Raw genomic sequence first — 25,861 nt, 5'->3', positions numbered from 1 at the left:
TTCCGACGCCCCCACGACATCCCTCGCCCGCCCGACCACGAATCGCCCGTTGATCAGCGGTTCCCTAGATCGCCACTTGGCCCGATCGGGGCCGACCGCGTTCGGATCGGTCCTCGTCGGCCTGGTCGGCATCGCGTATCTCCTGCGTGGTCTGCGACACCGAACATCCGGGATGTTCACCGCTGCGCTGGTCGTGCTGTCCTGGACCGCCGTGGGCATCAACGCGTGGGCGCTGCCTGGCGGGAGCGCCCACGCCCGCCTGTTCTGGATGCCCGGCGTGGTCAGCGGGGCCGTCGCCTTGGTCACCATCTACCGGCGCTCGATCGAGGGCGCCATCATGGCTCTCGGAGTGGTCGTGATCGCCTGGATTGGGAGTTCCGCCCGGGTTCCCGATGGCGCGGACTGGCTGCCCTATCTCGCACCGACGGCGACGCCGATCCTGTGCCTCCTCGTGACCCTCGTGGTGCGATGGGTCGGTGAACGCCTCGGCTGGGAAGTGCTGCGCTTGAGCGAGGAGTCAGAAGCTGACACGAACGCTCCCCCGCTGGAAGCGACGCTCGCGCAGCGACTGTCCGGCGCGCGCGTGCGGCTAGATCGGCTGCTCAGACAGGCAGCAGCGGCTCCGGTCGACGATCCCCGGATCCGCGCGACCGCGACCGAATTGGAAGCGGAGATCCGGGAGCGGCTGATGCTGGGCGCCGATCATCGCCTTATCGGCGCAATCGCCAGGGTTCGAGAGGCCGGCTGGACCGTGCGCCTGCGGGTCGCCGTCGGACTGCCGCCTCAGGGTGCGCAGTTGCTCACCTCCTCGTTAGAAGCCCTGGGCCGCAAGGCGATCGCTCGACCGAGTCCGGATGAATCAGCTGCACCCTCTCGGCGGCTGCTGGGCACTCTGGATATCACCGGACTGCCGGCCTCGTCTGGCTGGCGGCTGAGTCTGCTCATGAGTCCCGGGCCGCCGCCGGAGGTCATGGCGGCCATGATCGCGACCGGCGAGTGGGGCGTCACCGGCGACTGGGGTGACGTGCAATTGCGTGTCACCCTGCCCGCTGCGCCCCCGTCCGGCATTGGTGCGACTTTTAGCCAGCCGACACTCACGAAAGGATTGCCGGTATGACAGTTCGCGTCGTCGCAGTGGACGACCACCCGATCGTGGTCGAGGGGATCATGTCCCTCATCCGATCGCAGACGAATGACTTCGAGCTCGTGGGCAGTGCCCCCACGTGGAGTGGTCTCAAGGCAGTCATCGCCGCGCTGCCGGCCCGGCCCGATATCGCCTTGGTGGATCTGCACCTTGCCGAGGAGGACGCCTATGAAGCCATCGAGGTCCTGAGTTCCTCCGGGATCAGGGTGCTGCTTTTGACCTCGGAACTGCGGGCAATCCCCATCCGGCGTGCCATGGCTGCCGGTGCCTCCGGCCTGGCGCTGAAGTCCGATCCGGTCACCGACATCCTCGATGTCTTGCAGCAGGTCGCGGCTGGCCAGGAGGCGGTCTCCAGTGATCTGGCCTTCGCGCTGGTGAGCGACGAATCTCTCGTGGCCCACCTCGCGCCGCGCGAGGTGGAAGTGCTGAGCCTGCTCGCCGATGGCGTTCCCCGCAAGAGCGTCGGCTCGCGGCTCGATCCCCCGGTGGCGCTGTCAACGGTCAACACCTATATCAATCGCGCGTGCGTGCGGTATCGCGAACTCGGTCGGCAGATCTCCAGCCCGCGCGATGTCATCCGGGCGGCCACCGAAGACGGCCACCTCGACGGATTCACCCTCCAGTGACGCGTGGGCGCTCGGGCGCCGTCTCCAGGCCTTGGACCGTCTCCTAACCTCTGCTAGCACGAGTTAGGTGACTGTGAGCAGGTTGCAACCTGTACACAGTCACCTAACTCGTGCTAGGCCGTGTTGCGAAAGTCGTGGACGGGGTCCCCGCGAAGTATCGGAGCTGGGTCCCACGCTCTGCGTGGGCGGGACGAGCGTGGGTCCCACGCACTGCGTGGGCGAACTTCGTGGGGTGTCCTTGCAGAGGTTACAAATGCGCGAACAGCGCGCTGTGATCGGTCAGGCCGGCTAGGCGCGGCGTGTGGTCGATGGCGAAGTCGCCGACCGAAGGCACACCGGGCCCGGCGAGGAGGTAGTCGTAGCGACACCCCACGCCGCTGTGATCAACCCAGGTCGGCTCGCCCGCGAGCCCGCTGCGGGCGTGGGCGGCGGCATACGCGTCCACGAAGCCGAGCGGGCCGGTGATCAGGTCGTATGCCGTGCGCTCCTGATCGAGGACATAGGCCAGCTTGTCGGGGTGGCCGGGGGCGACGATATTGAGGTCGCCGACGATGACGGTCGGCGCGGGTGGGAGTTGGCTCAGCCAGGTGCAGAAAGCGAGCAACCAGTCCCTTTTGCGTTGTCGCTGAACGGAACTGGAATAGCGCACCGGGTCGCTCGCCGCGCCATAGACCGCGATCAGACGCAGCGAGTCAGGGCCGGCGCCGACGCGCAGGGTGAGGACGCGCTCCGGCAACACGGCCACTTCTGGGACGCCCTCGTCCCGGACGAGTGCGCCGGCTCGCGCCACGACCAGCACGCCGAGTGCGGCTGGGTCGAGGCCGCGGCGGCGGCGGCCGGTCGGGGCCGAGAGCGAGGATTGGACGGAGAAGCCGGCGGATCGGCATACGGACTCCACCAGCGCGGAGCCGCCCCCGAGGCCCGTCTCGGTCAGCACGAGGAGGTCCTCGTCGCGGTGCCAGAGGTATTCGAGGAGCCCGCGGGCGCGGGCGTCCGGCGGGCGGGAGAGGTTCAGCGTCAGCAGGGACGGGAGTGCGGTCACGGTGGGGTGCGTGCGGGTCAGAGGCGTTGGCTGGCGGTGCGATAGGCGAGCCACGCCAGGCCGCCGACGACGACGATGAGCACCGCGGTCAGGCGTTTGGGGTCGGTGCGGTTGAGATAGAAGGCGCCGAGGGCGAGGAAGACGATCGAGAACAGCCGCGCCGGGCCGACGAAGCGCAACAGCATGATCCCGGCGACGGCCACCAGCGCGCCGCCGATGACGGCATTGCCGGTGCTGCTGCTCTCGCGCTCGCTCATCGGGCGGCCGCCGCGCGGGCCAGGATGCGGCGGGCCTGGGCGATGATCGGCCCGTCGACCATCCCGCCGTCGAGCGCGAAGACACCCTCCCCATGCTCCGCGACGCCGGCCAGGATGCGGTGGGCGCGCGCGAGCGCGGCCTCGTCGGGAGCGAAAGCGGCGCGGACGATCGGGATGTGACCGGGATGGATCGACGCCTTGGCGTCGAAGCCGATCGCGACGCTGTCCCGGCTTTCGCGGGCCAGCCCGTCGTGGTCGGGGATGTCGAGGTGGACCGTGTCGATGGCGAGCTTGCCGGCGGCCTTGGATGCCAGGAGCACGCTGTTTTGCGCATGCAGGGCGACCGGGCGGTAGCGACCGTCGGCATCGCGGCTCGCGGTGCCGCCGAGCCCGGCGATCAGGTCCTCGGCCCCCCACATCGCGCCCACGACATGGGGTCGTTCAATGATCTCGCGGGCGTGAACCACGCCGGCCGGCGTTTCGAGAATGACGACGACTTCGTGAGCGCCCAGGCCGTCGAGATCCGTGGGGGCCTCGGCCTTGGCGAGCATGACGCGGGTCGGGCCGCGCCCGGCGGCCGCGAACTCAGCTAGCAGGTCGAGGTCGAGGGCATGCTCTGCTGTGCTCGCCGGATTGAGCCGGACCAGCGTTCGCTCGGGCTCCGGCCAGTCATATGCCGCGAGCGCCGCCCGGGCTTGGGCCTTGCGGTCCGCGGCGACGGCATCCTCGAGGTCGATGACCGCGATATCGCTGCGCTCCAGCGCCTTGGCGAAGCGGTCCGGCCGGTCCGCGGGCACGAACAGCCACGCGGGACCGGGCTGCCAGGTCGTCATACCGGCTCCTGCTCGGGGGCGAGGCGCACGAGGGTGTCGCGCGTTGCGGTGGCGACGACGACCCCATCCTGGTTGCGAGCCGTATGCCGCAAGGTCACGATCCCCTCCCCCGGCCGGGAGGAGGAGACGCGCTTGGCGAGGACGAGGGTCTCGGCATACAACGTGTCGCCGTGGAAAACCGGTGCGGGAAAGGCGATTTCGCGAAAGCCCAGGTTGGCGACGATGGTGCCGAGCGTGAGCTGCGCGACCGAGAGCCCGACGAGGGTGGACAGGGTGAACATCGAGTTGACCAGGCGCGCGTGGAAGGGGCCGCGGGCGGCGCTATCGGCTTCGTCGAGGTGCAGCGGCTGGGTGTTCATCGTCAGCGTCGTGAACAGCACATTGTCGGCCTCGGTGACGGTTCGGCCGGGGCGGTGGCGGTAGGTCGCGCCGACCGCGAACTCCTCGAACCACAGCCCGCGCTGCTCGATAACGACGCCGTGATCGTCCGGTCCGCTGGCCTCGGTGTCCATCGCACTCCTTCGTGGGGTTGGCCCGCTCACGCTATCGGGCGGCGTGGGGTGTCTCAGGGTCCCGTGGAGAGGGTGCTGAAGATGCTCGGCACATTGGTCCACGGCCACCACACGGGGACGTCGGTGCCGAGCAGCGCCCACGCGGCAAGGCCGACAGCCGCGGCGAGCAGCAGGCCCGTGACGATCTGGTTAGCGGCCGGCCCGGGGGCGAGGCCGCGGGCCAGGCTGCGCGTGCCGCGGCGCAGGCCCGCCCCTCCGGGGCCCCACCACGCCATCATCAGCGTCAGGGCCATCCCGATGGCGAGGGCGGCGGAGTAGTTCGTGCTGCCAGGCAGGGCGAGATTGGCGAGGTTTAGGCCGAGCAGGGTGGCGAAGACACCTGCCAGGCCGACGGCGGCCGGAATCAGGGCGGCCGCGAGCGTGGCGATGGTGCCGGTGAGCAGGTGCAGGGGGCTGGCGAGGATGGCCAGGGCCAGGTCGCTGGATCGTTGTCCCTTGGTATGCCGCCGCAGCACTAGCGAGGTCACGCTGCGGTCGGCGGTTCGGGCGAGGATTGAGACCAGCAGGCCGGCGCCGAGGGCCGCCGCGGGGTGGCTGGCCGCGCCGGTGATCAGCGCCGCGGCCAGGGCCGCGAGCAGGCCACCTCGCGTGGCGCGGCCGATCCGCGGGTCGCCGGCCATGGCCGGGCGGGGCGGGAGCGGGCGCTGCGGTTGGCCGGGTTCGGCGCCCTGGCTCTCCGTTGCGTCCCAGGCACCGTGGCTGCCCTCATATGCCGGAGCCTGGGCCTGAACGCGCTGGTCCCAGGACGGCGGGGTAGCGGGCACCGCGGGAGTGGGCCCGGCCGACTGAGCGGCGTAGGGGTTCCGGTCGGGGGCGGCATACCCGGCGGGGGCGGGGGCTCCGGCGGACGGGGTGGCGTAGGGGGGGCGGGCGGGGGCGGCATACCCGGGGGCTGCTGCGGGACGACCGGGGGGCGGGGCGACGGGGCGGCGAGCGGCATACTCGGCGTCGAGGTCGTCGGGGATGGAATAGGGCAAGGAGGACCCGGCGGGGCGGGGCGCGGGGGCGACGGGGCGCGAGGGTGCGGCGGCGACGGGCGGCAGGACGGCGGTTGCGGCCGGGGCGATGACCTGGGTGGCGGGCACATCTCGGCGTGGCGCGCGCAGCACCTCGGTCACATCGCGGCCCTGGGTGTATCGCTCCAGCGCGCGCAGCACCTCGGCGTCGGTCGGGCGGTCCTCTGGCTCGACGGACAGGGCTGCCTCCAGCAGCGGGACGAGCGCCGGATCGACGCCGGCGAGGTCGGCATCGCCGCGGACGACGCGCGAGAGAATCGTCTCCATGCTGCCGCGCCCGAACGGCGGACGACCCTGCGCCGCAAAGCCGAGCGTCGCGGCCCAGCCCCACCAGTCGGTCGACTCGGTGACTTCGGCGCCCTCGACGATCTCCGGCGAGAGGTAGCCCGGCGTGCCCATGACCAGGCCGGTGCGGGTCAGCCGGACGTCGTCGGCGACATGCGCGATGCCGAAGTCGATGAGGATGGGCTCACCGTCGAGCAGCAGGATGTTGGCCGGTTTGACGTCGCGGTGCACGACCCCGGCCTCATGGATCGCGTGCAGCGCGGCGGCCAGGCCTCGGCCGAATTGCAGTAGCGCCGGACCCCGCAGCGGACCGTCGGCCTCGATGACCTGATCCAGACCGGGGCCGGCGATATAGCGGGTGACGACATAGGGCAGGTCGCCGGTGACATCGTGGTCGACGATCGGGGCGACATTGGGGTGGCGGATGCGGCTGAGGGTCTCGACCTCGCGGGCCAGTCGGGTGCGCGAGGCGGGATCGGCGGCGATATGGGGGCGCAGCACCTTGATCGCTACGGCCTTGCCCGCCGGGTCGAGGGCGAGGTGCACGACCCCCATGCCGCCTTCGCCGAGTTGCTGCAGCAGGCGGTACGGGCCGACCCGGGCGAAACCTGCCGCGCCCGGCTGCTCCCCCAGCGCCTGCGTTTCCATAGGGCTAACCGTAAATCACCCGCCCCGCCCCATGGCCCCCACCAGACCCACCGGACGACTCTCCGGTCGCCGCTCGGCCGGTCGAGGGTGGCTCACGGCTGGGTCGAGTTCGGAAAACACGCCGACCTCGGGACCTCCCACTCGGCGTGTTTCCCGAACTCGACGGGGTAGCCGGGTGGCGAGCGCTGAGGAGACGACTCCAGGATCAGGAACTGATGTAGGCCTCGAGCTGGTCGCGCTCGGCCTGCAGGCTGCTGATGCGGTTCTTGACCACATCGCCGATGCTCACGATGGCGGCGAGTTGGCCGTCGACCACGATCGGGACGTGCCGGATCCGGTGCTCGGTCATCGTGGACTCGAGCTCGTCGAGGTCGGAATCCATCCCGGCAGTGCGGACCTCGGAGGTCATGATCGCCGAGACCGGGCCGCCGATGATGTCGGCGCCGGTGGAGTGCAGGTGCCGGACGATATCGCGCTCGGAGACGATGCCATGGACGGAGGCGCCGTCACCGCTGACCACGACCGCCCCGATGCGGTGCTCGGCGAGCAGGGTCAGGAGTTCCCCGACGCTCGCATCGGGGGCGATCGTCACGACGCCGCCCTTGCCACGAACCACTTCAGAGATCTTCATGGCTTGACGCTAGTGGGCGGCGGCGCGACCCGCCAGAGCCGAGGCCGGAAATCCCGCAGATCGGGCAGTATGCCGCGGCCTCAGCGGACCGCGGTGACTCCGTGCAGGTGCTTGCTCGGCACGCGGGCCGTCGAGCCGCGCACCACGAGTTCGGATTGGAAGACCAGTTGCGGCGGCGGGTCGGTGTTCCCGCGTATGCCGTCCATCAGCGCCTGCACGATGGCCTCGGACATCTCGGTGACCGACTGGCGCAGGGTGGTCAGCGGAGGGTCGGTGAACGCCATGAGGGGCGAGTCGTCATATCCGACGATCGACAGATCGCGGGGCACACACAGCCCCATCCGGCGGGCCTGGCGCATGCCCCCGAGCGCCATGATGTCGGAGGCGTAAATGATCGCCGTCGCCCCGCGCTCGATCAGCGTGGTCGTCGAGTGCGCGCCGCCTTCGACGGTGAACTGGCCGACCGCGATGAGCGGCGGCCCGTCAGCCCCCGCACCCGTCCCGGCGCCCATGGCCGCCTCGAAGCCAGCGATCTTTTCCAGGACCGGCACGTACTGCCGCGGCCCGACCGCGAGCCCGATCCGCGTATGCCCGAGTTCCCGCAAGTGGGTGACCGCGAGCTGCATGGCACTCGCGTCATCGCTCGCGACAAAGGCCGCCTCGACGCCTTCTCGGTAGCCATTGACAAGCACCAGCGGGACGCCCTGCTGCTGCAGCGTGACATAGCGGGCCACGCTCTCGCCGGTATCGGCGTGCTGCCCCGAGATGCAGATGATGCCGGCGACGCCGCGGTCGAGGAGCATCTGCACGTAGACGTCTTCGTGCACCCCGCCGGGCGTCTGGGTGCAGAGCACGGAGGTGAACCCCCGTGCCGCGAGCCCGGATTCGATGGTTTGAGCGAAGGCGGGGAAGATCGGGTTGGTCAACTCCGGCGTGATCAGACCCACGAGCGCGCCCGCCCGGGGCCGCAGTCGTTCGGGGACCTCGAAGCCGAGCACGCCGATGGCGGTCAGCACCGTCGCGCGGGTCGCCTCGGAGACGCCGGGCTTGTCGTTGAGCACACGGCTGACCGTCGCCTCGCTGACCTCGGCCTGCGCAGCAACCTCGGCCAAGCGCAATTTCACTCGGCGGGGACCCATGTCCACACCCCGACGTGCGGCCCGTCGGCGCGCAGCAGCAGGTCCGAACCCTCGATCTCCGGGGCCGGGCCGTAGGCCGCCCGCCCGCCCTCAATGCCTGGCAGACCCGTCGCTGGGAGGCGGACCGGGTCATGTCCGAGGCGGGCGATGTGCACCAGCGCGGTCTGCTGCGGGTGCTCGCGCAGGAAGATCAGGGTGTCATCGTCGGCATACACCCAGCGCAGGCCACCGGCCCGCAGTGCGACCGAATCGCGGCGGGCCGCGATCAACGCGCGATAGACCTCGTGGATGCGCTCATCCCACAGCGGCGCCTCGCGCGGCGCATCCCACGGCATTGGGCGGCGGCCGTCTTCGCCGAACTCGCCGAGCATCCCGATTTCGTCGCCATAGGTGATCATCGGGATGCCGGGCATGGTCAGTAGCAACCCGGCCGCGACATCCACTTGGCCGGCGTCATCCCCGACGAGGCTGCGTACCCGGGTGGTGTCGTGGGAGCCGACCAAGTTGAAGCTGTGCGTCAGCGTCGACCACGGGATGATCGCGGCGAACTCGCGCATCGTCTCCATGACCGCCCGGCCACCCAGGCGCGGCACGATGACCGGCAGGCCGAGGAAGTCGGGCGCATGCCCGGGGTGACGCAGCCAGGTCCACAGCGGCCGGGTGAAGCCGGCGTAGTTCATGACGCCGTGCCAGCCGTCGCCCATCGCATCCAGCGAGAAGTCGTGGCAATGCTCGCCGACGACGAGGGTGTCGGGATTGACCTGCGCCATGGCCGTCCGCATACGCCGGGCGATCTCGGCGTTGCGGTCCTGAACCCCATGTCGCCCAGTCATATTCGCGACGTCGACACGCCAACCGTCGAGGCCGTTCGGGCCGGTCAGCCACTTCTTGACGACGCCATCGGGGTCGTCGAAGACGCGCCGCGCGAGCGCCTCACTGTCGTAGTTGAGCTTCGGCAGGGATTTGACGCCCAGCCACGCGGCATACTCCTGCCCGTCGAAGAAGTAGTAGCCACGTTCTTCGGACTCGGGGTCGCTCTGGGCGCGGACGAACCAGTCGTGACCGACGCCGGTGTGATTGGTCGTGAAGTCGCCGAGGATGCGCAGCCCGCGGGCATGGACTGCCTCGACGAGATCCGCGAGCGCCTCATCACCCCCAAGGACGGGGTCGACGGCATCGAAGGTGGACGCGTCATACCGATGATTGGACCGGCCGGGGAAGACGGGGGTCAGGTAGACGACATTGACCCCGAGGTCGGCGATGTGGTCGAGGTGCTCCGCGATGCCGGCGAGGTCACCGCCATACAACTGCCGCCCGGTGAGCGGCCCGCGGCCGGTGACGGGCTCGTCCCAGGAGACGGCGACCGCCCAGTCGGGTGTCGCGCGATCGTCCGCCGCCGCGGAGCGGGCGAACCGGTCAGGGAAGATCTGATAGACGATCGCGTCATCGCTCCAGGCTGGCGGCGCGTCGTATGCCGTGAGCCGGAAGTCGGCAGCGTCCGGCACGTCCCGGTCGTGCAGACCGGTGCCATTGAGCCACTGGTAGCCCAGCGGTCCGCCCTGGAGCAGGAAGCGATAGTTCGTGACGGGATTGTGGATGAGCACCGGAACCCGCCACCAGGTATCGGTGGCGGTGCTCCGGTCGATGCTCGCGGCGGTGAACTTTGGCTCGGCGTCGGGGGTCGTGCGCAGGTGAACGCTGCTGACATCGGCCGCATGCGGGACGCGGACCAGGAGGTCGACGGTCTCTCCCAACTGCGGGTGCAGCGAGGAGACGTACCGACTGGAGCCGTCGTGATGCGGGGTATGCAGCAGGTGAGCCGGGCGGCTCACTTCACCGAACCCTGCGTCATACCGCCGATCAGGAAACGCTGGAAGCCGAGGTAGAGCAGCACCACCGGCAGCGACGCGAGGAGCGCGCCCGAGGCGAACTGGCCGAAAAGCCGGTTCTTCTCGTTGCCGATCGACATGCTGTAGAGCCCAACGCCGAGGGTCTGGCTGTTGACGTCCTGCAAGAAGATGCTGGCCAGCAGGAACTCGGAGAAGAGGCCGACGAAACTGAGCATGAAGACGGTCACGAGGATCGGCATCACCAGCCGCAGCGTCATCGTGAAGAAGATCCGCGCGTGGCTCGCGCCATCGACCTTGGCGGCCTCGTCGAGTTCCTTCGGGACGGTGTCGAAATAGCCCTTGAGCAGCCAAACATTGGCCCCCATCGCACCGCCGAGGTAACACAGAATCAGTGCCCAGATCGAGTTCAGGCCCAGCGCCGGCACGATGTCACCCACCTTGGCGAAGGTGAGGTACAGCGCTGGGAAGGTCAGCATCGCCGGGAACATCTGCAGCAGCAAGAGGGCCAGCAGGCCGGGGCGGCGGCCGGCGAAGCGCATCCGGGAGAAGGCGTATGCCGCGCAGGCCCCGATGAAGACCGACCCCAGTGACCCGACGGTCGCGATGATCATCGAGTTCTTGTACCAATCCACATACGGCCGGGAACTGTCACCGAAGAGGGTGCGGAAGTTCGCGAGCGACGAGCCCGACGGGATGAGCGAACTGGTCTGCAGCGATCCGGCCGGGTTGAGGGCCGCCGAGACGAGGAAGACGATCGGGAAGAGCGCCCAGAGCAGGGCAATTACGCCCAGCGCGTGGCGCCACCACTGCCCGGAGCCGGCCGCGCGCGGTGACTTGGCGGTGGCCGTGCGGCCTTCCGGGATGGCGATGGCCGCGGCGTCGGTGACATTCGACATCAGTTGACCTCTTCCAGGGACTTGGTGCGGCGGAAACCGGAGTAGGACATGGCGGCGACGATGAAGAAGATGAAAATACAGACCGCCGAGGCCAGGCCGATATTGGGGCTGGCTCCGGAGAAGGCGAGCCGGAAGGCGTAGGTGATCAGCAAGTCGGTGGAGCCGATGCTCGTGTTGTCCGTGGCGAACGGACCGCCTTGCGTCAGCAGATAAATCAAGCTGAAGTTGTTGAAGTTGAAGGCGAACGAGGCGATCAGCAGCGGACCGACCGCGACGAGCAAGAGCGGCATGATGATCGAGCGCAGTGTGCGGAAGGCGTTGGCGCCGTCGATCTTGGCGGCCTCTTTGACATCACCGGGGATGGACTGCAAGGCGCCGGTGCAGACGAGGAACATATAGGGGAAGCCGAGCCACAGGTTGGCGATGAGAATGGCTGCCTTCGCCGCCCACGCATTGCCGAGCCAGTCGATATTGAGGTGGGTCAGACTGTTGACTAGCCCGAATTCCTGGTTGAACATCGAGGCCCAGACCAGCGCCGTGACGAAGCCGGGAATGGCGTACGGCAAGATCAGCAGAGAGCGATACAGGCCCTTGCCCTTCATCTTCTCGTCATTGAAGAGCAATGCGAGCAGCATGCCGAGCAGGAAGGTCGAGGCGACCGAGAGCGCCGCGAAGGCGACATTCCACAGGAAGATCTTGAAGAAGCCGGCGCGAATCGTCGGGTTGGTCAGCAAGTCGCTGAAGTTGCGGCTCCCGACATTCTCTTTCCACCCCGTCGGCAGTCGCTTGCCATCGGCGGTAGCCCAGTACGCATTCTGCGGCGAGTAGACCTCCTTGGAAACCGTGTCCGTGAGGGTGTCCGCCGCCTTGTCGTAGGTCAGTGTCGGTGCGCCTTGGAAGGCTCCCGACAGGCCGACTGCTTTGATGCCGGCGCTGGTGCTGACCGGCACCGCGAAAGCCTCGAGGTCGGCGCTGCGACTGTTCGCCTCTTTGGCGTTGAGGATGGTGTAGCCGGGCGCCTTGGTGATCTTGCCGGTGTCGGTTTTCTCGACCCCGTCGGCCGACAGTTCCGTCAGGCCGTCCTTGGTGCCGACCTGCATCTTCCCGTCGGCACCGGTGAGAAGGAAGACCAGGTCCCCGGTGGCCACATCCGAGCCCTCCGGAACGGCGATGGAGAGTTTGTAGCGCTCGCTGCCCTCGACCTCCTTGACCGACTGGGCGATCGACTGGGCCGTGGCGTCTTCCTTGCTGAGCACATGGCCCTGGCCGTAGTTGGTGAAGGCCGTGGCGACCGTATAGACGATCGGCCAGATCTGCAGAGTGACCAGCAGGACCAGCCCCGGCAGGAGGTACTTCATCGGCACGGCGCGCCGGGTGGAATAGACCGCGAGAACGCAGGTGAGGATGAAGGCGGTGATGACCACGCCGAACCAGGAGCCGTTGGCCACCAACTTTTGCACCACGAACAGGCCAGCGGCGAGCACGAGGGCAAGCAACCCCCATTTGATCGCGTGCGCCCACCAGGGGGTGTTGTATCCCGAGCCGAGCTTGACGGGTTCGAGGGATGAGGGGACTGCAGCCATAGGTTCAACTCCCAGCGGACGTGCGCCGCGCGGTGTGCGCGGCATACGGGGCCAACGACGATGGTGGCGCCGGCGACGCGGCGCGGGTACTACATACGAACACCGACGAGGAGCGGCAGCGCACCAGAGCAAGCTCGGGGCGCTGCCGGCTCATCAGCGGCAATGGATCAGGAGCTGGCCTTGATGGCCTTCTCGATTTCCTTCTGCGCGGCGTCGAAACGAGCCTTTGGCTCGGCCTTGCCGGCGATGACATCGGCCGCCGCCTGACCCAGCGGGCCCCAGACGGAGTTCATCGCGGGGATGTTGGGCATCGGCTTGCCGTCCTTGCCAGCCTCGTACCACGCCTTGACGTCGGGGTTCGCCGCGGCGACCTCGTCGTAGGCCTCGGTCAGGGCCGGCGGACGGCCACCGGCGGCGAAGATCGCCAGCTGGAAGTCCTTGGTCGGGACGTAGTTGGTCACGAACTCCTGGGCCAGGGCGGCGTTCTTGGCCTTGGCGGAGACGTAGAACAACTGGACACCGAGGAAGGGCTTCATGGCGTCGCCGCCGGGCAGGCTCGGCAGGCTGGAGATGGCGTAGTTGATCCCGGCCTTCTTGATGTTGGGGATCGACCACGGGCCGGTGATGAAGAACGGAGCCTTGCCACCGGTGAAGATGCCCTCGGCGTTGTCGTCGCCGACGTTGGTGGACAGCACCTTCTCCTTGCCCATCATCGCGAGCTGCTCGGCACCCTTGAGGGATTCGGCCGAGTTGACGATCACCTTGTCGGCGTCGTAGTCGCCATTGTCCTTGAGGGCGAAGATGCCGCCGCCGTAGGCCGAGAGCCACGGGTAGGTGTAGTAGGCGTTGCCCGTCTTGCCGACCGCCTGGTCGAGCAGGACCGAGACCTTGGAGTCCTTGGCCTTGGCGGCCTTGGCAGCCTTGAGCAGGTCATCCATGGTGGCCGGGGCGTCGGGGGCCAGGTCGGTGTTGCGAACCAGGGCGATGTTCTCGACGGAGAAGGGCACGCCATAGTTCTGGCCGTTGAACTTGCTCGCGGTCATCGCGGCGGGCGCGAACTTGGCAGCGGTGGCCTCGTCGAGCTGGATCGGGGCGACGGTGCCGTTCTGGACGAGCTCGCCCAGCCAGTCGTGCGCGCCGACGACGATGTCCGGGCCCTTGCCGACCTTGGTGGCGTCGCCGAACTGCTTGCGGGTCTCGGTCGCGATCTGGACGGCGACGGTGATCCCATTCTCCTGCGCGAACTGGTCGGCATACTTGGTCAGGATCGGCGCGCGGTCGGCGTCGGCCCAGATGACCAGGTCCGCGTCCGCACGGGACGGGTCCTTGGTGTCGACCTCGGCCGGGGCCGCGGCGCTGGTGGAGGAGCTGGACGAGGTCTCGGTGGACGCGCTCGTGGTGCTCGAGGCGCTGGTGGACGACGAGGTGGTGCTGGACCCGCCGCCGCAGCCGGCGAGGACGAGAGCGGCGGCACCGGTCAGGGCGGCCGCGCCGAGTGCACGCTTGTGCATGGGGTTTGTCTCCTACGAAGAGCGCAGGGCGCCACAGTGCGTCCCTGACGTGGTGGGAGAACGTTAGCGCATGCTTGCAAGAATCCGCCAGAGGTCTGCAAGAAATTTCAGAGTTTACGCAAGAAGTCTCAGAACGGTAACGGAGGTCTCGACGCGCCAGTTGTAATTGAACGGGCAAATGGTGGCGCGGAGGGTGTGTCCTCGGGCACACTAGTGGAATCCGAGACACCGATGTCTCGTGACGCACCACCTTTACAACGGATCGTCCGGCACGTTCCTGCCGGTGAAGGAGTCACTCCACCATGGCAACCGTCAAGTTCGACAACGCCACCCGGGTCTACCCCGGCGCCACCCGCCCCTCCGTCGACAAGCTCAACATCGACATCGCTGACGGTGAGTTCCTCGTCCTCGTCGGCCCCTCGGGCTGTGGCAAGTCCACCTCGCTGCGCATGCTCGCTGGCCTCGAAGAGGTCAACGGCGGCAAGATCTGGATCGGTGACCGCGATGTCACCAACCTCTCCCCCAAAGACCGCGATGTCGCGATGGTCTTCCAGAACTACGCGCTATACCCGCACATGACGGTCGCCGACAACATGGGCTTCGCCCTGAAGATCGCCGGCGTCAACAAGTCGGAGATCGACACTCGCGTCAAGGAAGCGGCCAAGATCCTCGACCTGACGCAGTACCTCGAGCGCAAGCCGAAGGCCCTCTCCGGTGGCCAGCGTCAGCGTGTCGCCATGGGTCGCGCGATCGTGCGTTCGCCCCAGGTCTTCCTCATGGACGAGCCGCTGTCGAACCTCGACGCCAAGCTTCGTGTCCAGACCCGCACTCAGATCGCCTCGCTGCAGCGCCGCCTCGGCGTCACCACCGTCTATGTCACCCACGACCAGGTCGAGGCCATGACGATGGGCGACCGGATCGCGCTGCTCAAGGACGGCCTGCTGCAGCAGTGCGCCACCCCGCGCGAGATGTATGACCGTCCGGCCAACCTCTTCGTCGCCGGCTTCATCGGCTCCCCGGCCATGAACCTCGTCGGTGTCCCGGTCACCGGTGACGGCGAAGTCAAGTTCGGCAGCCACCGCCTTCCCGTCGACCGCGCTGCGCTGGCCTCGGCCGGCAAGGAGGTCGTGGTCGGTGTCCGTCCTGAGGACGTCGAGGTCACCTCGAACAACGACGGCATGGCCCTAACGGTCGAGCTCGTCGAGGAACTCGGCGCGGACGCCTATGTCCACGCCGTGCCGAAGGAGAGCGGGATGAAGATGTATGGCGAGGAAGAGGGCATCTCCAAGCCCTTCGTCGCCCGCGTCGACGGCCGCCGGGTCCCGCAGAAGGGCGAGACGATCTACGTCTACCCCAGCTCGGAGCACCTGCACGTCTTCAACGCCGAGACCGGCGTCCGCCTGGGCTGAGCCCCACGGCATACCCGATGCCCCGGCCGCTTCCCGCGGCCGGGGCATCCGTGCGTCTGGGCCCGCGCGGCGGGCGGGGGTTCACTAACCTCTGCTGAGTTCGACTGTGTGACAGCGGATTTCAAGTTATCCACAGGGATGGATTTCCGGGGCTCGCCGGATCGGCCAATCGGCGACAGCCTTGACTCATGGAACTCCACGAGCTCGCTGAGCAGTATGTCGTCCCCACCGCCGTCGCCAATAGACTCGGCATCGGTCCTTATGAGTTGAAGCGGCTGTGCCGCGCCCAGCGGATCAAGCATCTGATCCGGGGTTGGTATGCCGTGTGGCCGCCCGGCGACCCGCGTCCGCCGTGGGAGGGCGCGACGCCTTGGGAGACGGCCCTGAACAGGCATCGGCTTTTGACCACGGCGTTGGTGCGCTCGTTCAACGACCGCGTCGCGGCGAGCCATCAGTCCGCGCTGGTCCTTGCCGGCGGCCGGCTGTATGGAGTGGACCTCGAGACGGCCCATCTGGCCAGGGTTGGCGACACGCACTCACGTCATCGACGTTTCGCCGTGATCCACCCCCGGGCCGACGGGCCGATCCGCGCAGGCCCGACGGTCTGCTCACGGTCTCGCCCGCGGTGGCAGCCGTCCAAGTGGGCTTGGTCGCCCACGGCGAAATGGGTGCTGATCGAGGCGGATGGGCTCGGCAAGTACAGCGACAACCTCCCATCCACGCCGGAGCGGGTCCGCGCGGCGCTGGCATACCAGAAGAAGTGGGAGGACGACCTGCGCCTGGAGCGCGGTGACCGGGCCAGGTGACTCCCATACCTCCTGCTCGCCGCGGGGCCGGGACAACTCAGCGCAGGTTGGTCGAATCTGCACAGCTTGCACGGTGCGCGCATTCGACCACGTTCTGCTAGCAGAAGTTGCACGGCCCAGCAGAGGTTGCACGACGCAGCCGCGATGGCGTACGGCGGGGCGGCGGTTTGTGCGGGAGACTGGGGGCGTGGCCCTCGACATCACCGCCAAGCGCGCCGATCCCGCCCTGCTGGACCTGCCCTGGAGTACGCCGCTCGAAGACTGGCCGGAGGTCCGGCTCGCCGCCCTCCCCCGAGGCATCTCGCGGCATGTGGTGCGCTTCGTCAAGCTCTCGGGCCGCGTGCTCGCGGTCAAGGAGATCAAGGCCGAGCTCGCGCTGCGCGAGTTCTACATGCTGCGTAATCTCAATCGGCTCGGGCTGCCGTGCGTCGAGCCGTTCGCCGTGGTGCAAGGGCGGGTCGATGATGCGGGCAAGCCGCTGGATGCGGCGCTGATCACCCGTCACCTGCAATTTTCCCTGCCCTATCGCGCGCTCTATAGCCAGGCCTTGCGGCCGGACACGGCGGCTCGGCTTATCGACGCCCTCGCCGTCCTCCTCGTCAAATTGCACCTCTCGGGCTTCTGGTGGGGGGATGTCTCGCTGTCCAACACCCTCTTCGTGCGCGATGCGGGGGCCTTCGCGGCATACCTCGTGGATGCGGAGACCGGCGAGCTGCGCGAGCGGCTTTCGGACGGCCAACGCGAGCACGACCTAGACATCGCGCGCGTCAATATCGCGGGCGAACTCTTCGACCTCGAAGCCGGGGATCTCCTGCACGGCGAGGACCCGATCGAGACCTCGGAACGCATCGTCACCCGTTATCGCGAATTGTGGGCGGAGTTGACCGATATCGAGGAGTTCACGCTGAACGAGCGCTGGCGGGTCGAGGACCGAATCCGCCGTCTGAACGAGATCGGCTTCGACGTCGACGAACTCGCCATCACCACGGACTTCACCGGCACGACCATCTCGATCCAGCCGAAGGTCGTCGACGCCGGCCACCATTCGCGGCGGCTGCTGCGCCTGACCGGCCTGGATGTCGAGGAGGGGCAAGCCCGACGGCTGCTCAACGATCTCGACGCCTACCGCGCCGCCACCGACCGGCAAAATGATGACGAGGAGCTGGTCGCCCACGATTGGCTGGCAGGCATTTACGAGCCGGTCACGCGCTCGGTCCCAGCTCCCATGCGCGGGAAGCTCGAGCCCGCCGAATTCTTCCATGAGGTCCTCGAACACCGTTGGTATATGGCGGAACTCGCCGGCCACGACATACGCATCGAGGACGCGGTCGTCGACTATGTCGCCAATGTCCTGCCGAGCAAACCGGACGAGAAGGCGGTCCTCGGCACGGACACAGGGGCGATCCCCATACTCGCCTCCGACACCGCGCCCCTGCCGATCGTCACGCGTCAGAACGACGACGGCGCCGCCACCTCCGAGAGGTGACGGCGCCGGCCGTGCGGATGTTGTCGCGGCCGATCAGGCCTTGACGGCGAGGACTCGGCAGGGCGCATCGAGGATGACCTCTTGCGCCGTCGAGCCCATGACGAGCTTGCCGAGCGGGCTGCGCTTGCGAACGCCGATGACGAGGATGTCGGCATTCTCGGCTTCGGCCGTGGTCAGCAATTCCTCGCTGGCAGAACGACCTTCGGTTGACTGACGCACCTCGTGCTCGATGCCGGCCGCGGTGAGCTGGGCGTCCAATGCGTCCAGATCCTGCGGCGCGGCGAAGACGGGGTCGTTGTAGTTCCCGTGGTTGCCGGTGTTGACGACGACGAGCCGGGAGTTGCGCAAGCGCGCCTCCTCGACCGCCGCGTCAACAGCGGCCATCCCCTCGGGGCTGGGGATATAGCCGACGACGATGGTCATGCATTCGTCCCTTCACGTGTGGGTATGCGGAGCACACCGGGGGCCGTGCGGCTGGTGCAACGGCCCCCGGTGGCGTGGGCCGCTCAGGCGGGAGCGTCCTGAGCGAGCTTCTTGGCCCCGGTCATGATGGCGACGCCCTCGCCCATGTCATGCGACGCGGGAGTGATAACGCCGGCGCAACCGCCGAGCCGCTGGATGTGGATGCGGTCGGCCGCCTCCCACACGTGGGGCATGTTGTGACTGATCAAGATCACGCCGAGACCATTGTCGCGAAGCTGCTTGATCATGTTCAGCACCATGCCGGACTCCTTGACGCCCAGGGCCGCGGTCGGCTCGTCGAGGACGACGACCTTGGACCCGAAGGCTGCGGCCCGGGCCACGGCAACCGCCTGGCGCTGACCACCGGAGAGATTCTCGACCGCCAGATTCATGTTCTGGATCGTCTGGATGCCGAGATCGCGCACCGAGTCGCCGGCCCGCTTGGCCATGCCCTTCTTGTCGAGCATGCGCAGGACCGAACCGAGCGGGCCGGGCCGGCGCTCCTCGCGAGCGAGATAGAGATTGCTCGCGATATCGAGCGCCGGGATAACGGCCAGTTGCTGATAGACGGTTTCGATGCCAGCCTCGCGGGCGTCCTGTGGACGCTTGAAGTCGACCTCCTTGCCGTCCAGGTAGATCTGGCCGGCGGTGGGCTGGTAAGCACCGGTGAGGCACTTGATCAGCGTGGACTTGCCGGCGCCGTTGTCACCGATGACCGCGAGGACCTCGCCCTTGTAGAGGTCGATGTTGACCCCATCGAGACCAACGACGTGACCCCATTGGATCCGCAGGTCGCGGCCGGAGAGGATCGGCTCGGCGGCATACACATCGTGCTTGTCGGCGGGGATGTGATCCACCGAGAGCGGCAGCTTCGTGGGTGCCATCACTTCACCTTCCGAATCCACTGGTCGATACCGACGGCGACGATGACCAGGATGCCGGTCGCGAGGACGCGGTATTGCTGGTTGACCCCGGCGAGGGAGAGCCCGAAGGCGAAGGACTGGACGATCAGCGCTCCGATCAGGGTGCCCACCAGCCGGCCACGACCACCGAAGAGGCTGGTGCCGCCGATGACGACAGCGGTGATGCTGTCGAGATTCGCCTGCGGGTAGGCGTTCGGCGTTGCCGCCCCGGAGCGTCCGATCAGGGCCCACGCCGCCAGGCCATAGAGCAGACCAGCGACGGTGTAGACCTGCAGCAGGACCCGCTTGGACGGCACACCGGAAAGGCGAGCCGACTCGGGGTCGTCACCCACGGCATACACATAACGACCCCAGGCCGTCTGGCTCAGGATGAAGCCGACCACGGCATACATCGCGATCACCAGAAGGACGCCCCAGGTCAGACGCAGGCCGCCGATCGAGAAGCCATTGCCGAGGACATTGAGGAAGTCCGGCAGGTGGCTGGCCTGGATGCTCGAGCCGCCCGAGTAGAGCAGCGCGATCGCCGTGAAGATCGAGAGCGTGCCCAAGGTGACGATGAAGGGCGGCAGGTTGATCTTGGTGACGAGCAGACCGTTGAGCAAGCCAGCGCCCGTAGCGAGCGCCAGACCGATGACCATGGCCAGCGGGCCCGGCATACCGCCGTCCTTGGCGAGCGCCGCCATGACCATCATCGACAAGACCATGACGGCGCCAACGGACAGGTCGATGCCGGCCGTGAGGATGACCAGCGTCTGGCCGATCGCGAGCGCCGCGACGATGGCGGTCTGCTGGAAGAGCAGGCCCATCGACCCGGCGGTCGCGAACCGGGGGTTGAGGATCGTGAAGACGATGAACGACACGATCAAGATGACCAGTGGGCTAACCCACGGGTAGCTGTGTAGCAGCCCCTGCAATCGTTGCAGCGGGGACTGTTGCCGGCCGGAGAACCGGCTGGCAGCGTCGGAGGTTGAGGTCGTCATATCCGGCCTCAGTTGCCCCAGCAGATCTTGGCACCCTCGTCAGCGGTGATGCTCTTGACTCCGTCGACCGGGGTGTCGGTGACCAGGGCAACGCCGGTGTTGAAGAAGTCGAGACCCTCAGAGACGGCGGGCTTTTCGCCACCATTGGCGATCTTGGCGATCGCCTCCATGCCGAGGGTGGCCATCTTCAGGGGGTACTGCTGGGCGGTGGCGCCGATGACGCCGCTCTTGACCGAGCCGACGCCGGCGCAGCCACCATCGATGGAGACGATGAGGGCCTTCTTGCCCTCAGCCTGCAGGGCGGCATTGGCGCCAACTGCTGCGGGCTCATTGATCGTGTAGACGACGTTGATATTGCTGTTCTTGGCGAGGCACTTCTCCATCGCCGTGCGGCCGCCGTCCTCGGCGCCGTTGCTCGGCTCGTTGCAGACGATTTCGTAGTCGCCGCCGGAGTACTTGCCGGTCTTGGCCTCGTCGCCATTCTTCTTGCCGTCGGCGACGTCGATGCCCATGCCCTCGAGAAAGCCCTGGTCACGGTTGTAGTCGACGGAAACGATCTTGTCGTTGAAGAGGTCGAGGAGGGCGATGGTGGCCTTCTCGCCCTTGAGCGATCCGGCAGCCCACTGGCCGATGAGCTTGCCGGCCTCGCGGTTGTCGGTGGCGAAGGTGATGTCGACGGTGTCGGCCGGGTCCGGCGGGGTGTCGAGGGCGATGACATAGAGGCCAGCGTCGCGGGCCTTCTTGATGGCGGCATTGACGCCATCGGACATCGGGGTGATCAGGATGCCCTTGTCGCCGCGGGCGATCGCCTGCTCGATGGCGTCGATCTGGCCCTGGTCGTCGCCCTCTTGCTTGCCAGACGCGACGGTGAGGTTGACATTGTTCTTGGCAGCGTCACCCTGTGCGCCCTTCTGCATCGCGACGAAGAAGGGGTTGGTGGAGTCCTTGGTGATCAGCGTGACGCCGACCTTCTTGCCGCTGGCTCCGTCGCCGCCGTCGTCGCCACCGCAGGCGGCGAGGCTGAACGCGAGGACGGTGACGCCGGCAGCGGCGACGATGCGACGAGCCGCCGCGGACGAACGAACGATCTGCATTGATGCATTCCTCCCAGTCGAGCGCCAGGTGGCGCTGAGGTCCGAGAGCTCCGATGCCCTCGGTGACAACGTTGTCAGGGGAGTTTCTATCGCTTCTCTTGCATCCCGTCAACACATCGGCTACAAATCGAGACATGATTGCGACAACGTTGTCAGAGTCGGCGGGGTCGCCGGGTGGCCGCCGCGGGGGGCGCGCTGCTTCCCGCTCGACCATGCGCGATGTCGCGGAGGCGGCTGGCGTGAGCTTGAAAACGGTATCGCGGGTCGTCAATGACGAGCCGGGGGTGAAGGGGGATCTGCGCGACCGCGTGCTCTCGGCCGTCGAAAAGTTGGACTACCGACACAACCTCGTCGCGAGCAATTTGCGCAGGTCAGACGCCCGGACTGGGGTCATCGGTGTGCTCGTCCAGGATCTAGCCAATAGCTTCTCGTCCTCGCTGGTGCGCGCCCTCGAGGACGCTATGCGACCGCACAAGGTGATGATCGTCGCGGCCAGCCTGGACGAGACGACGCTGCGCGAGCAGCATATGGTCGAGAACCTGATCTCCCGGCGGGTCGACGGCCTGGTGCTGGTGCCCGCCAGCGCGCGCCAGGACTATCTCGCGCCGGAAGTCCGCAGTGGCTTCCCCGTGGTTTTCGCGGACCGGGCGCCCCGGGGCATTGAGACCGATTCGGTCGTGATCGACCATGCGCTGGGCGGGTTTATAGCGGTCGATCACCTGCTGGCCAATGGCCACCGGCGGATCGCGATCATCGCGGACAGTTCGACGATCACAACAGCGAGTGAGCGGGTGCGGGGGGTGCGGGCGGCCTTCACGAAATACGGCCTGGAGGTCCCTGAAGACCTCGTGCGGGTGGGAGAACGCACCGAGGAGGGGGCCCGGGCGGCGGTGCACGCCTTGCGCGGGCTACCGGATCCCCCGACAGCGATCTTTGCCGGGCGAAATACGATCGCGCAGGGGGCGGTCCGGGCCTTGTCGCAACGCGGTGAGCGCGAGCGGGTGGCACTCGTCGGCTTCGACGACTTCCCGATGTCCGACCTGCTCGGGCTGACCGTCATCCGCCAGGATGTGTCACGCCTCGGAGCCCTGGTCGGCGAGCGGCTGCTTGCCCGGATCCAGGGCGACACCTCCCCTCCCAGCCAGCAGGTGCTCCCGCCAGCCCTGATCGCCCGCGGCTCCGGCGAGATCCCCCCGCCCAGAGTGGCGGGATGAAAGCGGCTGCGCGCCAAGGGGGTTGACTAACTTCTGCTAGCAGACGTTAGTCAAATCCGCACACCGTGCAAGGTCTGCAGATTCGACGTACTTCTCCTAGGCCGTGGTGCGAAAGTCCTGGACGGGGTCCCCGCGAAGTACCGGAGCTGGGTCCCACGCTCTGCGTGGGCGCTTGCGAGCGAGGAAACTTCGTGGGGTGTCCTTGCAGAGGTTAGGAGACCCGGCCTTAGAGACCCGGCCGCGGTTAGATGCGGGGGGCACTCATGGCGTTGTAGTAGGCGGTCGAGTCCTTCTGCCACATGAAGTACGTCGCGCCGGCGCCGAAGGCGAGGCCGATCAACCCGAGGATGCGCGCGAGGCCCGGCTGCGGCTGGGTGAAGGAGAAGGCCGCGCTGAGCAGGCTGATGCCGAAGAGCACCGAGCCGAAGATGCGCGCCCACGACTTGCCCTTGCCATTCGCCGACGCCATCCAGAACCACAACAGCGTGCCAAGCAGGCCGAAGACGACCGCGAAGCCGATGCTGATGTTGACGACCGTATCCAGGTCGACATCGGGCGTCGGATTGCGGTCCAAGCTGTCTTGAGCGGCCTCGCGGATCTGGTCCTTGAACAAGAAGACCGACAGGATGTTGAGCAGCGAGAGCAGCCCGCCCGCCTGCATGAGCTTGACGGCCAGGTCGAGAGACTTCGGGCGAGCCGGCGGCGGGCCGGGGGTGTAGCCGCCCCCGCTGTAGCCGGGCATCTGACCGTACTGCGGGGCGGCTGGCATGCCCCCCGTGAAGCCACCACCACCGGGGTTGTTGTATGCCGGCGGGGGCGGCGGCGGCACGTCCCCATAGCTCGGCGGCGTCGGCGGGTTCGCGGGCGGGGGGTTGTTCGGGTCGTAGTTCGACATCTCACGTCCTTGTCGTGTGCTCCGGCCCCCAGCAGGTGACCGACAGGTGCATTGGCTCGATCCTAAGCGAGCCCGCCGCGCACTCGGCCGATTCAGACCCGGCGGGCGCGGGCCACTTCGTACATCGTGACCCCCACGGCCATGCCGGCGTTGAGGGACTCAACGGCACTGGACATCGGGATCGAGACGATCTGGTCGCAAGTCTCGCGAACCAGGCGCGAGAGGCCCTTGCCTTCCGAGCCGACGACGATCACAAGGGCCTGATCGGCCAACGCCAACTGCGGCAGCTCCACGTCACCGTCCATGTCGAGCCCGACGATGAAGAAGCCCTGCTTGCGATAGTCCAGCAGCGCCCGGGTCAGGTTGGTCGCCTGCGCGACCGGGATGCGGGCGGCGGCGCCGGCGCTGGTCTTCCAGGCCGAGGCCGTCATACCCACCGACCGGCGGGCGGGGACGAGCACCCCGTGACCGCCGAAGGCCGCGACCGAGCGAATGATCGCGCCGAGATTGCGCGGGTCGGTGATGCCATCGAGGGCGACGATCACGGGCACGCCGGGGCGTTCCGGGTCGAGCAGGTCGCCGGGGTGGGCATAGGAGTAGGCCGGCACCTGCAGCGCCAGCCCCTGGTGCACCGCCCCATCGGTGAGCCGGTCGAGTTCGGTTCGCGGCGCCTCGAGCATGGGTATGCCGCGCTCCCCCGCCAGCTTGATGACCTCGCGCACGCGGTCATCGGAGTCGATCCGGCTCGCGACATAGAGCGTCGAGGCGGGGATATCGGTGCGCAGCGCTTCGAGCACGGAGTTGCGGCCCGCGACCATTTCACTGCTCGCCTTGGTGCGGCGCGGCGGCGCCGACCGGGCTGGCCGGGAACCAGTGGCAGCGGTCTTGTTGGCGCTCTTGTAGGCCTTGTGGTTCGGCCGGTCGGCGGCCTTTGGCGTGGGGCCCTTGCCTTCCAGGCTCTTGCGGCGCTGGCCACCGGAGCCGACGGTCGGCCCCTTCTTGGAGCCCGGCTTGCGGATCGCGCCGCGGCGTGCGGAATTGCCGGCCATCAGTGCTCGCCCTTAGTCAAACTCCACCGCGCGCCAGTCGAGGTGTCCTCGATCGAGATGCCCACGGCGTGCAATTGGTCGCGGATCGCGTCGGCCGCGGCATAGTCGCGGGCCGCTCGGGCCGCGGCGCGGGTTGATAGTTGGGCTTGCACCAGGGCGTCGAGCGCCTCGGCTGCGTCGCTGCCGCCGGCATCCGAGCCCGTCCAGTTGGGCGCCAAGGGATTGACCCCGAGGACATCGGTCATGGCGATCACCAGGCGGGCGATGGCGGCCGCCTCCTCGCGCTCGTCCTCATCCAGCGCGATATTTCCCTTGCGGACGTGCTCGTGAATGACGGCCAGGGCACCGGACACCCCCAGATCATCGTCCAGTGCTTCGGCGAAGTCCTCCGGGAACCCCTCGTCGCCGGACGGGATCGCGGTGTGCTCGGTCGGCAGGGCGCGCCGCAGGAAGCCCTCGATCCGGTCGACCGCGGCCTCGGCCTCGGCGAGCGCGCCCTCGTGGAACTCGATCGTCGAGCGATAGTGCGCGGCGGTGAGGTAATAACGCACCGCGAGGGGCCGGGCCTGCTTGGTCACTTCGCCGATGAGCAGGGAGTTCCCGAGCGACTTGCTCATCTTCTCCCCGCCCATGGTCACCCAGGCGTTGTGCAGCCAGTAGTTCGCGAAACCCAGTCCCGCAGCGCGCGATTGGGCCTGCTCGTTCTCATGGTGCGGGAAGCGTAGGTCGACGCCGCCGCCGTGAATGTCGAAGGTGTCGCCGAGATACTTGCGGGCCATCGCCGAGCACTCCAGGTGCCAGCCCGGACGGCCGATGCCGTATGGCGTGGGCCAGCTCGCGCTGACCGGCTCGGTCGGCTTGGTGCCCTTCCACAGCGCAAAATCGCGCGGGTCGTGCTTGCCGCGCGGGTCGGCATCCTCGGCCGCGGCCATGTCCTCGACCTTCTGGCGGGTCAGCTCGCCATAAGCCGGCCAAGAGCGGACGTCGAAGTAGACGTCGCCACTCTCGTCGGGAGCCGGATAGGCGTGACCCTTCTCGATCAGGATGCGCATGAGCTCGACCATCTCGGGCACATGGCCGGTAGCACGCGGTTCGTAGGTCGCGGGCAGGATGCCGAGCAGGTCGAGGGCCTCATTGGTGAGGCGCTCGTTGCGATAGGACAGGGCGAACCAGTCCTCGCCCGCCTCCTGTGACTTGCGCAGGATCTTGTCGTCGATGTCCGTCACATTGCGGACCAGCGTCACGTGATAGCCGTGGCCGCGCACCAGCCAGCGACGCAGCACATCGAAGGCGACGGCGAATCGTACGTGCCCGATATGCGGTGGCGCCTGGGTCGTGAGCCCGCAGATGTAGATCCCGACCTGGCCCGGGGTCACGGGCACGAACTCCCGGATCTCTTTGGCGGCGGAATCGAAGAGGCGCAAACTCACCGCTCAAGGCTACCTGGGCGGACGCGTCCGACCATATTGATCCGTTCGCCCTCCGGCTCACACGACCGGAGGCGCAACCA

24 protein-coding genes are annotated in these 25,861 nt (G+C 67.8%); 6 read left to right on the top strand and 18 right to left on the bottom strand.

From position 1 onward, the window contains the following. Together ABD225_RS14840 and ABD225_RS14835 are read left to right on the top strand one after the other, a co-directional pair. The coding region (locus ABD225_RS14840; RefSeq protein WP_344087102.1) for a hypothetical protein at positions 1 to 1,117 on the top strand (1,117 nt) is incomplete at its 5' end. Continuing rightward, positions 1,114 to 1,770, top strand: a complete 657-nt coding sequence (locus ABD225_RS14835) for a response regulator (RefSeq protein ID WP_344087099.1) — start codon at positions 1,114 to 1,116, stop codon at positions 1,768 to 1,770. The genes ABD225_RS14840 and ABD225_RS14835, both read left to right, overlap by 4 nt. 247 nt (positions 1,771 to 2,017) lie before the next feature. Here the strand turns inward: ABD225_RS14835 and ABD225_RS14830 are convergent, their stop codons facing one another. From ABD225_RS14830 to ABD225_RS14780, 11 genes are all read right to left on the bottom strand, one after another. Beyond that, on the bottom strand, positions 2,018 to 2,812 hold the full coding sequence (locus ABD225_RS14830; protein ID WP_344087097.1) for an exonuclease/endonuclease/phosphatase family protein: 795 nt from the start codon (positions 2,810 to 2,812) through the stop codon (positions 2,018 to 2,020). A gap of 17 nt (positions 2,813 to 2,829) precedes the next feature. Then, a complete protein-coding gene (locus tag ABD225_RS14825; protein WP_344087093.1) occupies positions 2,830 to 3,069 on the bottom strand; it encodes a hypothetical protein in 240 nt (79 codons plus the stop codon). Beyond that, entirely contained in the window at positions 3,066 to 3,902 is an 837-nt protein-coding gene (locus tag ABD225_RS14820) for an HpcH/HpaI aldolase/citrate lyase family protein (protein WP_344087091.1), read from the bottom strand. The genes ABD225_RS14825 and ABD225_RS14820 overlap by 4 nt, the downstream gene beginning before the upstream one ends. Beyond that, complete coding sequence (locus tag ABD225_RS14815) at positions 3,899 to 4,414, bottom strand: MaoC family dehydratase (protein ID WP_344087089.1); 516 nt, start codon at positions 4,412 to 4,414, stop codon at positions 3,899 to 3,901. The genes ABD225_RS14820 and ABD225_RS14815 overlap by 4 nt, the downstream gene beginning before the upstream one ends. Positions 4,415 to 4,467: 53 nt before the next feature. Then, entirely contained in the window at positions 4,468 to 6,423 is a 1,956-nt protein-coding gene (locus tag ABD225_RS14810) for a serine/threonine-protein kinase (RefSeq protein ID WP_344087086.1), read from the bottom strand. Positions 6,424 to 6,628: 205 nt separating this feature from the next. Continuing rightward, complete coding sequence (locus tag ABD225_RS14805; RefSeq protein ID WP_344087083.1) at positions 6,629 to 7,054, bottom strand: CBS domain-containing protein; 426 nt, start codon at positions 7,052 to 7,054, stop codon at positions 6,629 to 6,631. A gap of 80 nt (positions 7,055 to 7,134) precedes the next feature. Beyond that, positions 7,135 to 8,193, bottom strand: coding sequence for a LacI family DNA-binding transcriptional regulator (locus ABD225_RS14800; RefSeq protein WP_344087080.1), 1,059 nt, complete (start codon positions 8,191 to 8,193; stop codon positions 7,135 to 7,137). Continuing rightward, complete coding sequence (locus ABD225_RS14795) at positions 8,175 to 10,025, bottom strand: glycoside hydrolase family 13 protein (protein ID WP_344087077.1); 1,851 nt, start codon at positions 10,023 to 10,025, stop codon at positions 8,175 to 8,177. Before ABD225_RS14795 ends, ABD225_RS14800 begins: the two co-directional genes overlap by 19 nt. After that, positions 10,022 to 10,939, bottom strand: a complete 918-nt coding sequence (locus tag ABD225_RS14790; protein ID WP_344087074.1) for a sugar ABC transporter permease — start codon at positions 10,937 to 10,939, stop codon at positions 10,022 to 10,024. Before ABD225_RS14790 ends, ABD225_RS14795 begins: the two co-directional genes overlap by 4 nt. Next, the gene (locus tag ABD225_RS14785; RefSeq protein WP_344087071.1) at positions 10,939 to 12,522 is read right to left on the bottom strand and encodes an ABC transporter permease subunit; all 1,584 of its coding nucleotides are present in this window, start codon (positions 12,520 to 12,522) and stop codon (positions 10,939 to 10,941) included. The genes ABD225_RS14790 and ABD225_RS14785 overlap by 1 nt, the downstream gene beginning before the upstream one ends. Before the next feature lie 167 nt (positions 12,523 to 12,689). Further along, positions 12,690 to 14,033, bottom strand: a complete 1,344-nt coding sequence (locus ABD225_RS14780) for a sugar ABC transporter substrate-binding protein (RefSeq protein ID WP_344087068.1) — start codon at positions 14,031 to 14,033, stop codon at positions 12,690 to 12,692. A gap of 302 nt (positions 14,034 to 14,335) precedes the next feature. Here ABD225_RS14780 and ABD225_RS14775 point away from each other — a divergent pair, with 302 nt between their 5' ends. The 3 genes from ABD225_RS14775 (at position 14,336) to ABD225_RS14765 (ending at position 17,734) form a co-directional block, all read left to right on the top strand. Further along, on the top strand, positions 14,336 to 15,442 hold the full coding sequence (locus ABD225_RS14775) for an ABC transporter ATP-binding protein (protein WP_344087065.1): 1,107 nt from the start codon (positions 14,336 to 14,338) through the stop codon (positions 15,440 to 15,442). Positions 15,443 to 15,630: 188 nt separating this feature from the next. Further along, positions 15,631 to 16,248 (top strand): hypothetical protein, encoded by a 618-nt coding sequence (locus tag ABD225_RS14770; RefSeq protein WP_344087063.1) that lies wholly within the window; start codon positions 15,631 to 15,633, stop codon positions 16,246 to 16,248. A 187-nt stretch (positions 16,249 to 16,435) separates the two neighbouring features. Then, positions 16,436 to 17,734 (top strand): DUF4032 domain-containing protein, encoded by a 1,299-nt coding sequence (locus ABD225_RS14765; protein ID WP_344087060.1) that lies wholly within the window; start codon positions 16,436 to 16,438, stop codon positions 17,732 to 17,734. A gap of 33 nt (positions 17,735 to 17,767) precedes the next feature. Here ABD225_RS14765 and ABD225_RS14760 read toward each other — a convergent pair whose 3' ends face one another. From ABD225_RS14760 to ABD225_RS14745, 4 genes are all read right to left on the bottom strand, one after another. Continuing rightward, the gene (locus tag ABD225_RS14760) at positions 17,768 to 18,157 is read right to left on the bottom strand and encodes a universal stress protein (RefSeq protein ID WP_344087057.1); all 390 of its coding nucleotides are present in this window, start codon (positions 18,155 to 18,157) and stop codon (positions 17,768 to 17,770) included. Between the two features lie 83 nt (positions 18,158 to 18,240). Further along, complete coding sequence (locus ABD225_RS14755; RefSeq protein ID WP_344087054.1) at positions 18,241 to 19,080, bottom strand: ATP-binding cassette domain-containing protein; 840 nt, start codon at positions 19,078 to 19,080, stop codon at positions 18,241 to 18,243. Beyond that, the gene (locus ABD225_RS14750; RefSeq protein ID WP_344087051.1) at positions 19,080 to 20,099 is read right to left on the bottom strand and encodes an ABC transporter permease; all 1,020 of its coding nucleotides are present in this window, start codon (positions 20,097 to 20,099) and stop codon (positions 19,080 to 19,082) included. The genes ABD225_RS14755 and ABD225_RS14750 overlap by 1 nt, the downstream gene beginning before the upstream one ends. Positions 20,100 to 20,107: 8 nt before the next feature. Continuing rightward, positions 20,108 to 21,193: a substrate-binding domain-containing protein gene (locus ABD225_RS14745; protein WP_344087048.1), complete on the bottom strand. Its 1,086-nt coding sequence runs from the start codon at positions 21,191 to 21,193 to the stop codon at positions 20,108 to 20,110. A 212-nt stretch (positions 21,194 to 21,405) separates the two neighbouring features. On the opposite strand from ABD225_RS14745, the gene ABD225_RS14740 reads away from it, so the two are divergent. Beyond that, entirely contained in the window at positions 21,406 to 22,407 is a 1,002-nt protein-coding gene (locus ABD225_RS14740) for a LacI family DNA-binding transcriptional regulator (protein ID WP_425564456.1), read from the top strand. A 244-nt stretch (positions 22,408 to 22,651) separates the two neighbouring features. Here the strand turns inward: ABD225_RS14740 and ABD225_RS14735 are convergent, their stop codons facing one another. From ABD225_RS14735 to cysS, 3 genes are all read right to left on the bottom strand, one after another. Further along, entirely contained in the window at positions 22,652 to 23,302 is a 651-nt protein-coding gene (locus tag ABD225_RS14735; protein ID WP_344087043.1) for a hypothetical protein, read from the bottom strand. Positions 23,303 to 23,394: 92 nt separating this feature from the next. Then, entirely contained in the window at positions 23,395 to 24,351 is a 957-nt protein-coding gene (gene rlmB / locus ABD225_RS14730; RefSeq protein WP_344087040.1) for a 23S rRNA (guanosine(2251)-2'-O)-methyltransferase RlmB, read from the bottom strand. Beyond that, positions 24,351 to 25,781, bottom strand: coding sequence for a cysteine--tRNA ligase (cysS, locus tag ABD225_RS14725; RefSeq protein WP_344087037.1), 1,431 nt, complete (start codon positions 25,779 to 25,781; stop codon positions 24,351 to 24,353). The genes rlmB and cysS overlap by 1 nt, the downstream gene beginning before the upstream one ends. Positions 25,782 to 25,861: the final 80 nt, after the last annotated feature.

This window comes from Nostocoides veronense (assembly GCF_039531185.1).
In the GTDB taxonomy this organism is placed as follows: Bacteria; Actinomycetota; Actinomycetes; order Actinomycetales; family Dermatophilaceae; genus Nostocoides_A; species Nostocoides_A veronense.
The sequence above is the reverse complement of the archived record's forward strand: the minus strand, read 5'-3'. Positions and strand labels throughout refer to the sequence as shown.

Coding starts and splice junctions, on each gene's coding strand:
- ABD225_RS14835 (WP_344087099.1), top strand. CDS start 1,114: ATGACAGTTCGCGTCGTCGCAGTGGACGACCACCCGATCGTGGTCGAG.
- ABD225_RS14825 (WP_344087093.1), bottom strand. CDS start 3,069: ATGAGCGAGCGCGAGAGCAGCAGCACCGGCAATGCCGTCATCGGCGGC.
- ABD225_RS14820 (WP_344087091.1), bottom strand. CDS start 3,902: ATGACGACCTGGCAGCCCGGTCCCGCGTGGCTGTTCGTGCCCGCGGAC.
- ABD225_RS14815 (WP_344087089.1), bottom strand. CDS start 4,414: ATGGACACCGAGGCCAGCGGACCGGACGATCACGGCGTCGTTATCGAG.
- ABD225_RS14810 (WP_344087086.1), bottom strand. CDS start 6,423: ATGGAAACGCAGGCGCTGGGGGAGCAGCCGGGCGCGGCAGGTTTCGCC.
- ABD225_RS14805 (WP_344087083.1), bottom strand. CDS start 7,054: ATGAAGATCTCTGAAGTGGTTCGTGGCAAGGGCGGCGTCGTGACGATC.
- ABD225_RS14800 (WP_344087080.1), bottom strand. CDS start 8,193: ATGGGTCCCCGCCGAGTGAAATTGCGCTTGGCCGAGGTTGCTGCGCAG.
- ABD225_RS14790 (WP_344087074.1), bottom strand. CDS start 10,939: ATGTCGAATGTCACCGACGCCGCGGCCATCGCCATCCCGGAAGGCCGC.
- ABD225_RS14785 (WP_344087071.1), bottom strand. CDS start 12,522: ATGGCTGCAGTCCCCTCATCCCTCGAACCCGTCAAGCTCGGCTCGGGA.
- ABD225_RS14780 (WP_344087068.1), bottom strand. CDS start 14,033: ATGCACAAGCGTGCACTCGGCGCGGCCGCCCTGACCGGTGCCGCCGCT.
- ABD225_RS14775 (WP_344087065.1), top strand. CDS start 14,336: ATGGCAACCGTCAAGTTCGACAACGCCACCCGGGTCTACCCCGGCGCC.
- ABD225_RS14770 (WP_344087063.1), top strand. CDS start 15,631: ATGGAACTCCACGAGCTCGCTGAGCAGTATGTCGTCCCCACCGCCGTC.
- ABD225_RS14760 (WP_344087057.1), bottom strand. CDS start 18,157: ATGACCATCGTCGTCGGCTATATCCCCAGCCCCGAGGGGATGGCCGCT.
- ABD225_RS14755 (WP_344087054.1), bottom strand. CDS start 19,080: ATGGCACCCACGAAGCTGCCGCTCTCGGTGGATCACATCCCCGCCGAC.
- ABD225_RS14750 (WP_344087051.1), bottom strand. CDS start 20,099: ATGACGACCTCAACCTCCGACGCTGCCAGCCGGTTCTCCGGCCGGCAA.
- ABD225_RS14745 (WP_344087048.1), bottom strand. CDS start 21,193: ATGCAGATCGTTCGTTCGTCCGCGGCGGCTCGTCGCATCGTCGCCGCT.
- ABD225_RS14740 (WP_425564456.1), top strand. CDS start 21,406: ATGCGCGATGTCGCGGAGGCGGCTGGCGTGAGCTTGAAAACGGTATCG.
- ABD225_RS14735 (WP_344087043.1), bottom strand. CDS start 23,302: ATGTCGAACTACGACCCGAACAACCCCCCGCCCGCGAACCCGCCGACG.
- rlmB (WP_344087040.1), bottom strand. CDS start 24,351: ATGGCCGGCAATTCCGCACGCCGCGGCGCGATCCGCAAGCCGGGCTCC.